The sequence below is a fragment of the Saccharomonospora saliphila YIM 90502 genome, assembly GCF_000383795.1.
Lineage (GTDB): Bacteria > Actinomycetota > Actinomycetes > Mycobacteriales > Pseudonocardiaceae > Saccharomonospora > Saccharomonospora saliphila.
The window spans coordinates 7,068-12,182 of record NZ_KB912649.1 but is presented as its reverse complement, the minus strand read 5'-3'; the positions used below and the strand labels follow the sequence as shown (position 1 = coordinate 12,182).

The 5,115-nt window shown below is 70.1% G+C and carries 7 protein-coding genes and 1 tRNA gene; 5 read left to right on the top strand and 3 right to left on the bottom strand.

Going from position 1 to position 5,115, the window contains the following annotated elements; all coding sequences use genetic code 11:
• The first annotated feature begins 313 nt into the window (after window positions 1-313).
• Complete coding sequence (gene htpX, locus SACSA_RS0108155) at window positions 314-1,177, top strand: zinc metalloprotease HtpX (RefSeq protein WP_019814944.1); 864 nt, start codon at window positions 314-316, stop codon at window positions 1,175-1,177.
• A 69-nt stretch (window positions 1,178-1,246) separates the two neighbouring features.
• On the opposite strand, the gene rfbA is transcribed toward htpX, so the two are convergent.
• A complete protein-coding gene (gene rfbA / locus SACSA_RS0108150) occupies window positions 1,247-2,128 on the bottom strand; it encodes a glucose-1-phosphate thymidylyltransferase RfbA (RefSeq protein WP_019814942.1) in 882 nt (293 codons plus the stop codon).
• A 91-nt stretch (window positions 2,129-2,219) separates the two neighbouring features.
• Window positions 2,220-2,711 (bottom strand): YajQ family cyclic di-GMP-binding protein, encoded by a 492-nt coding sequence (locus SACSA_RS0108145; RefSeq protein ID WP_019814940.1) that lies wholly within the window; start codon window positions 2,709-2,711, stop codon window positions 2,220-2,222.
• A 117-nt stretch (window positions 2,712-2,828) separates the two neighbouring features.
• Between SACSA_RS0108145 and SACSA_RS0108140 the strand changes: the two genes are divergently transcribed.
• From SACSA_RS0108140 to SACSA_RS0108130, 3 genes are all read left to right on the top strand, one after another.
• Window positions 2,829-2,910 (top strand) — tRNA-Tyr (locus tag SACSA_RS0108140).
• 117 nt (window positions 2,911-3,027) lie between these two features.
• Complete coding sequence (locus SACSA_RS0108135; RefSeq protein WP_019814938.1) at window positions 3,028-3,552, top strand: hypothetical protein; 525 nt, start codon at window positions 3,028-3,030, stop codon at window positions 3,550-3,552.
• A gap of 119 nt (window positions 3,553-3,671) precedes the next feature.
• On the top strand, window positions 3,672-4,106 hold the full coding sequence (locus SACSA_RS0108130) for an SgcJ/EcaC family oxidoreductase (RefSeq protein WP_019814936.1): 435 nt from the start codon (window positions 3,672-3,674) through the stop codon (window positions 4,104-4,106).
• A 35-nt stretch (window positions 4,107-4,141) separates the two neighbouring features.
• Here SACSA_RS0108130 and SACSA_RS0108125 read toward each other — a convergent pair whose 3' ends face one another.
• Entirely contained in the window at window positions 4,142-4,633 is a 492-nt protein-coding gene (locus tag SACSA_RS0108125) for a DinB family protein (RefSeq protein WP_198009017.1), read from the bottom strand.
• A 180-nt stretch (window positions 4,634-4,813) separates the two neighbouring features.
• Here SACSA_RS0108125 and SACSA_RS25910 point away from each other — a divergent pair.
• Window positions 4,814-5,115: DUF6597 domain-containing transcriptional factor (locus tag SACSA_RS25910; protein ID WP_019814932.1), on the top strand; the 302-nt coding region annotated here is incomplete at its 3' end.

Genomic DNA, 5,115 nt, shown 5'->3' with positions numbered 1-5,115 from the left:
CCGCGGCGACGCGCGTCCCGCCGCGCTCGGGCGAGTGCGGCGCGCGGTCCTGCGGTGTGCCCGGTCACGAGGTCCCTCTTTTCGGTATGCCGAAATTTATTCTAAGCCCTGGCGAACACGAGGTCGAACCCGTCCTCATCGTGAAGCGCCCGTGCGTCGCCGCGCGACCCGGCGTGCCGCGGCCGGACAGGCCGCCCGGGCCGGGTCGTGTTCGTCACCGGAGGCCCCGACCTGGAACTTCCGCCCGAACGACGTCGTTCGATGCGATAGGGGCCAAATGGCTGAGACGGATGCACCGAAGGAGGCAGGGCGCGTGCACTCCCACCGCAACGGGTTGAAGACGGCGCTGTTGCTCGGCCTGCTCAGTGCCCTGATCGTGGCGATCAGCGGGCTGTTCGGCCGTACCGCACTGGTGATCGGACTGCTCGTCGCGCTGGGTGTGAACGGCTACGCCTACGTCAACTCGGACAAGCTCGCGTTGCGGGCGATGCGGGCACGGCCGGTCTCCGAGGCGCAGCAGCCCGCGATGTACCGGATCGTGCGCGAGCTGGCGACCACCGCGCGCCAGCCGATGCCGAGGCTCTACGTCAGCCCCACGGCGGCGCCGAACGCGTTCGCCACCGGCCGCAACCCGCGTAACGCCGCCGTGTGCTGCACCGTCGGCATCCTCGGTCTCCTCGACGAGCGCGAACTGCGCGCCGTGCTCGGCCACGAGCTGTCCCACGTCTACAACCGCGACATCCTCATCTCGAGTGTCGCGGGCGCACTGGCCAGTGTCGTGAGCTTCCTCGCGAACATGGCCATGTTCGCGAGCCTGTTCGGCGGTAACCGCGAGGGCGGGGCGAACCCGCTGGCCACGTTGCTGATCGTGCTCCTCGGGCCGATCGCGGCGGGGATCGTGAAGATGAGCGTGAGCCGGTCCCGCGAGTACCAGGCCGACGCCTCAGGAGCCCGGCTCACCGGCGATCCGCTCGCGCTCGCGTCGGCGTTGCGCAAACTGGAGCGCGGCACCCGGGCACGGCCGCTGGAGCCCGAACCGCAGGTGGTCTCCCAATCGCACCTGATGATCGCGAACCCGTTCCGGCCCGGTGAGCGGCTCTCACACCTGTTCTCCACCCACCCGCCCGTGGACGACCGCGTGCGCAGGCTGGAGGAGATGGCGCGCCGCGAGCCCTGACGTCCACGACCTCGACGTCCCGAGCGGAAAGCCCCGCGACTCCTTCGTGGTTCGCGCGGCTCCGCGTTCTCAGCCCGTGGCTCCGGCCGCGCGGGCGACGTCCATGACGTAGTCGCCGTAACCGCTCTTGGCCAGCTTCGCGCCGAGCCGGAAGCACTCGTCCGGGCTGATGAATCCCATGTCCAAAGCCACTTCCTCAAGGCAGGCGATGCGCACGCCGGTGCGGTGTTCGAGCACCTGGACGAACTGGCCCGCTTCCAGCAGCGAGTCGTGGGTGCCGGTGTCCAGCCAGGCGAACCCGCGACTCAGCTCGTTCAGCCGGGCCCGGCCCGCACGCACATAGGCCATGTTCACCTCGGTGATCTCCAGCTCGCCGCGCTCCGACGGGGTGAGGTCGGCGGCGATGTCGACCACCTGGTTGTCGTAGAAGTAGAGCCCGGTGATGGCGAGGTTGGAGCGCGGGCGTTTCGGCTTCTCCTCGATCGAGAGCAGCGTGCCGTCCCCGTCCACCTCGCCGACGCCGTAGCGCTGGGGGTCCTTGACGGCGTAGCCGAACAGCGCGCAGCCGTCCAGGCAGCTCGCCTGTTCCCGCAACAGGCCGGAGAAGCCCCGGCCGTGGAAGATGTTGTCGCCCAGGATCAGCGCGACGTCGTCGTCGCCGACGAAGTCCGCGCCGATCACGAACGCCTCGGCCAGGCCGTTCGGGCTGGGCTGCTCGGCGTAGCGGAGGTCGAGGCCCCACTGGCGACCGTCACCGAGCAGCCGCCGGAAGTTCGGCAGGTCCGTCGGCGTGGAGATCACCATGATCTCCCGGATGCCCGCCAGCATCAGCACCGACAGCGGGTAGTAGATCATCGGCTTGTCGTAGACGGGCAGCAGTTGCTTCGACACCGCCTGGGTGATCGGGTGCAGGCGCGTTCCGCTGCCGCCCGCCAGCACGATGCCCTTCATCCACCAGCTCCCTGTCGCACGCCGCCGGGTTCCACCGCCGGTGCGTCAGCGTAGCGTCCTTTCACGGGCCTGCTCAGCCGCTCGGCCCGCCTCACCGGTAGTTGGTGAACTGGAGCGCGATGCCGAAGTCGGTCTCCTTGAGCAGGGAGATGACCTCCTGGAGGTGGTCCTTCTTCTTGCCGGTCACCCGCAGCTGGTCACCCTGGATCTGGGCCTGCACGCCCTTGGGGCCCTCGTCGCGGATGTACTTGGCGATCCGCTTGGCCTTGTCGGACTCGATGCCTTCCAGGATCGTGCCGGTGACCTTGTAAACCTTGCCCGAGACGGCCGGCTCGCCGGCCTCGAACGCCTTGAGCGAGATGCCGCGCTTGACGAGCTTGTCCCGGAACACGTCGACGGCGGCGCGGGCGCGCTCCTCGGTCTCCGCCTCGATCACCACGGCGTGCTCGCCCGCCCACTCGACCTTCGCGCCCGTGCCGCGGAAATCGAACCGCGTGGACAGTTCCTTGCTCGCCTGGTTCAGCGCGTTGTCCACCTCCTGGCGCTCGACCTTGCTCACCACATCGAACGACGGATCCGCCACGTCACCCACCTCGTAGTTCTGCTTGCCGGAACGTACCCACCCTAGCCACCCCCGCCCCCGTCGTTCGGGCGACACGGGGGTTGGGTAGACTGCGTGATGGCCGGGATGACCGGACAAGGCGGGTTACCCGAGTGGCCAAAGGGATCTGACTGTAAATCAGACGGCTCAGCCTACGGGGGTTCGAATCCCTCACCCGCCACACCAGCAAAAAGCCCCGCTACCTGCGACGACAGGGCAGCGGGGCTTTTCTCGTGCGGGCCGCCCGTGTACGCGCTCGGCGCGACGCTGTCGTGTTCCAGCCGCTAGAGTCCCGCGCATGCCATCGCTGATCACTGCCATCGCCGAACACGCCGAGGCCGCCGATTTCCTGGCCGGGCCGGGTGACTTCGACCTCGACCGGGGGGACCACGGCGAGGAGGTCCATCTCGCGTCGGGGGCACCCTTGGAGGGCTTCGCGGGAGACGCGGCCGGGGGTACGTACTTCTTCTGTGGCGACGGCGGCGAGGAACGCCCGGTCCTGTACGCGGACTCGGAAGGCCGCGCGGCTCGCGTCGCGACGGGCCTGCCTGAGCTCTTGCGGCTCCTTCTGGTCGCACCCTGGTGGCGTGACTGCCGGGAATTCACCGCCGAGGAGGGCCGCGAACTGGCTGCCGAGTACCGAGAGAACACGCCCGACTCGCAGCTTCGGCGCGACCGTGCGGCCGCGATCCTCGGCCTCACCCTCCCCACCGAGGCCGAGGTCCTCGCCCGCCTCCATGAGGTCGCCACCGGGGCGGGCAGGGACTTTCTCCTGATCTTCACGGCGGAGAACGAGCCCTACGCTCCGCTGATCACAGCCTGAACAGCTCTCGCGTGCTTCCGGGATTCTCGACGCGGGACGGTGGTACCCACCTGAGCATTCCCCTTGCGCTGGGCACGGCGGGTTGACCTCGATCATGGTAGAGGTTGCACGCTTGTCCCATGGATGCTGACACGGCACGTCACACCGAGGCCGACGAGCGCGCGATCCACGAGCTCGTCTCGCGAGCCCAGGAACTCCAGAACGATCCCGGCCTGCTGGATCTGCATACGCCGGACGCGGTGATCGTCAACATCGCCGGGCGGAGAGTTCTCGGCCGCGAGGCGTTCGCCGAGGCCATGCGGGGCGCGCTCACCTCGCCGTTGTCGGACGTGACCACTTCGCTGGAGGTCGTCGACATCCGCTTCGCCACGCCCGAGGTCGCGATCGTCAGTTGCGTCAAGACCGTGCACGACAACCGGTCGGACGCCGCCGCGCACGACGCGCTGCCGACCTCGGGCGCGCTCACCTACGTGCTGACGAGGTCCCAGCGGCGTTGGCGGATCGCCGCCGCCCAGACCACGCCGATCCGCGCCGCCGCCTCGGCGCACGACTGACCGCCGCGTGAGAGACGGGCGCCGGCGCCCGTCTGTCACACGCCGGTCGCGCCGTCGATGCGCTCCCGGAGCAGGTCCGCGTGGCCGTTGTGCCGGGCGTACTCACCGATCATGTGTACGTAGATCCAGCGCAGGCTGACCTCCCCGCCGCCGAACGTTCCGGTGTCCTCCAGCGTGCGCTCCGCGCAGGCGGCCCGCGCGTGGTCCACCTCGTTCTCCCACGCCTCGCGCACGGTGTCGGTGGAGACGTCGGCGGGCAGGTCGAAGCCGCCGTCCCGGGCCTCGGGGTCGCTGTCCCCGCCGAAGATCGCGGGTGCTGTTTGCCCCAGCAGGACGCGGCGGAACCAGTTGCGTTCGACCTCGGCCATGTGCGCCGTCAGGCCCAGCAGGGTCAACGGGGACGGAGGCGCGGAGGCGGTGCGGAGCTGGGTGTCGGTGAGCCCGGCACACTTCACCGCCAGCGTGGCGCGCTGGAAGTCCAGCCAGCTCTGGAGGGTGGCACGTTCGTCGGCGGTCAACGGCGGCATGGCCCGGTCGGTGGTCGTCACGTCACGATCCTGCCAGCCGGGACCGACGGAGAGCACCCGGCCAGGCGGTGGACGCGACCGCGCGGGGTGCGGGCCGGGCGCACCCGCGATGGCGGTTCACCGTGCCATGCTGGCGGTGTGGGGTATCACGAACGACCGTCCCCGGTCGGTGGTGCCGCCGTGTGGTCCGTGGCGGTCGCGCCGGAGGGCGGCACACGCGTGCTGCCGGACGGGTGCATGGACCTGCTGTCGCGGAACGGCGAGCTGGTCGTCGCCGGGCCCGATACCCGTGCCCATGTCTTCGACGCGACTTCGAACGACCCGGTGGTGGGCCTCCGGTTCCCGCCCGGTACCGGCCCGGCGGTGTTCGGCGTCGCGGCCGACGAGCTGCGGGATCAGCGGGTACCGGTGACCGCCCTGTGGGGCGAGGCGCTCGGCCGGCGGCTGACCGAGCGGCTGGCCGCCGCCCCGGACACGGGCCG